Annotated in this window: 4 protein-coding genes; all 4 read right to left on the reverse strand. The window is 64.6% G+C overall.

Features of this window, described 5'->3' with window-relative positions; translation table 11 throughout:
* A partial coding sequence (locus ASF25_RS17470; RefSeq protein ID WP_200927319.1) for a P27 family phage terminase small subunit occupies positions 1–321 on the reverse strand: 321 nt, incomplete at its 3' end.
* Position 322: 1 nt separating this feature from the next.
* Entirely contained in the window at positions 323–913 is a 591-nt protein-coding gene (locus ASF25_RS17475; protein WP_056306182.1) for a head-tail connector protein, read from the reverse strand.
* Positions 914–1,473: 560 nt separating this feature from the next.
* Complete coding sequence (locus ASF25_RS17480) at positions 1,474–1,914, reverse strand: hypothetical protein (protein ID WP_056306183.1); 441 nt, start codon at positions 1,912–1,914, stop codon at positions 1,474–1,476.
* 12 nt (positions 1,915–1,926) lie between these two features.
* On the reverse strand, positions 1,927–2,220 hold a 294-nt coding region (locus ASF25_RS17485; RefSeq protein ID WP_156369057.1), incomplete at its 5' end, for a phage major capsid protein.

Consider the following 2,220-nt stretch of genomic DNA (forward strand, 5'->3'; position numbering starts at 1 on the left):
ATCTCCTCGGGCTTCGGGTGCTTTGCCATCTTGTCCGTCCTCCAGGCTCAAAAGCCATACCAAAGAGCGGACCACTTCAATGGGGGCTGACCAGTCGCCCTCGCGCGCGATCGTCATCTGCGAGCGACGCACCGTGCCGGCCGCCAGGCAGTAGCTCTCCACCACGCCCATGTCCGTGTCGGTCAGGATCCGCCGCCTGATCAGGCTCGGCAGAACGCGCTTCCACTCGTCCTTGCCCTCCGCCGGCAGCCACGCAGGTGCTCGCGGCACAGATGAGAGGCCGCCCTCGATGGCATGGAGATCCGGTTTTCGACCGCGCATCTCAGCAGGCCCAGGCCACGTAATCGGAAATCAGGTCGTCGTAGCCGAGCGGCACGATCTGCGACGGGCCATTGCCGGAGGCGACGGCATCGCGATTATCGTAGAGGTGCGCGACATGCATCCGGATCGCCTGGCGAATCGGATCGGGCACATCCTCCCTGCTCATGCCGTAGCCAGTCGAGAAGGTGATCTGCACTCCGTCCGGCCCACCCGCAGTGTAGGGCCAAGCCGAATCACGGAGGCGGCGGACAGATGCCCCGTCCTCGTCGCCGAGGCCAGCGACGCGGTAGGCGTCAGTATCCAAGGTGCGCGGCATCCCGGCCGGGTCCACATAGTCGATCCGATCGACCGACCGAACGGGCGGCAGCGGCAGGGCAATCTCGTCAAGGAAAGACGACAGGCTAAGCCGGTACTGCTGGGCGATCAGGCAGCGGCCGAGGCGTCCATGACGACCGTCGAGCTTCATGGTTGCAGTTCTGATCAGGCCAGATATCAGCGCATCTTCGTCGTCCGTATCGACCCGCATGTGAAGCTTCGCTTCTTCGAGCGTCACCACTTCGGCACCCGCAGGCGTCACCAAGGTCAATCGCATCGCATCACCCTCTTGGCTTTGCTCAATTCCAGTTTGTCCCGCGTGGGGGAGACACCCGGTCTTCTGACCGCTTCGCAGGAAATTCGCGACCCACCCCCCATTGGGTTGCCAAAGCCGCCTTCGCTTCTCGCGCACTCACGCGCATTGCAGCGGCCGCAGGAGGGCTCCCAGTTCTTCCGATCCCAGAACAGCCGCTGGTCGCCCTTGTGCGCCACCTTGTGATGCACTGTGTCGGCTGGTGCTTTGCAGCGAGCGCAGCTGTCGTGCCCTGGTAGCGCCAGGTATGCGGCCCGCTCCTTGGCCCACTTGCTACCGTAACCCCGCGCCGCAGCAGTGGGGCGGGCACGCATACGGTTGCGATGGCACTGGCAAGTCTCGCCCGCAGCTACCTTCCGACCACAGGAACAGATCTTGGGAGGGCGGGTGCCCATTGACGTGTACCTTTGCATTAGTCCCGGCGTGCTGACCTTGACCACTCGTGTTCGTCGGCGGCGCCGCGGAGGTCAGCTATCGTTGTCGGACTGCCGGGGTCGCCCTCAGAAGCAGGCGCCGGATCGGGGTTAGGCGGCCGGCAGAATGCGCGGCTTGCCCAGGATGGCGATGGCGGCGATCGGCGTACCGGTGCCGTGCGTACCGTTGAAGTCGGCCCGCAGGCGGATGTAGCGACGATCACCCTTCCTGCCGTCGACGTACCCGACGCGCGTGACGGACGCGTCGGGATGAGCCGAACGGAGGGAAAGCACGTTGCCAGCAACTACAGGCGAGACGCCGAGGATGTTGCTGGCGTCGGCGGCTTCCCAGTTCGTGGCGTCATCGGAGTGCTCCACGAGGAAATCGATCCGGTTCGAGCCCGTGAAGCTGATGCCGCCAGCACCGATCTGCAGGACGAATGTCACGGCATCGAAGCCGGAACGATCGATCGTCACGGAGGCGGGATCGTCCGAGAGCACGGCGGGAGCGATGGCGTTCACCGCCCCGAAGTTGTGGGCCTGGTCGCGCATGATGGTGTCTCCTCAGTTCGCCGCGATGCGCAGCTTGCGGATGGCCTCGGGACGAACGACCGATGCACCGACACGACGGCGAGCCGTGAAGCGGGTCTGGCCGTAGACGTCCAGGGTGTAGGGGTTGCGCAGGACCGACAGACCTACGCGATCGTAGATCCGGTAAGCGGACTGGATGTCGCCAAAGACGATGGGCGTCGCACCGGCCATGTGGTCAGCCCCCATTGAAGTGGTCCGCTCTTTGGTATGGCTTTTGAGCCTGGAGGACGGACAAGATGGCAAAGCACCCGAAGCCCGAGGAGATCG

It is taken from the genome of Methylobacterium sp. Leaf100 (assembly GCF_001422845.1).
Taxonomy (GTDB): domain Bacteria; phylum Pseudomonadota; class Alphaproteobacteria; order Rhizobiales; family Beijerinckiaceae; genus Methylobacterium.

Bases quoted from the DNA above. Each gene is read 5' to 3' on its own strand.
- ASF25_RS17480 (WP_056306183.1), bottom strand. From the start codon at position 1,914: ATGCGCGACCAGGCCCACAACTTCGGGGCGGTGAACGCCATCGCTCCC.
- ASF25_RS17475 (WP_056306182.1), bottom strand. From the start codon at position 913: ATGCGATTGACCTTGGTGACGCCTGCGGGTGCCGAAGTGGTGACGCTC.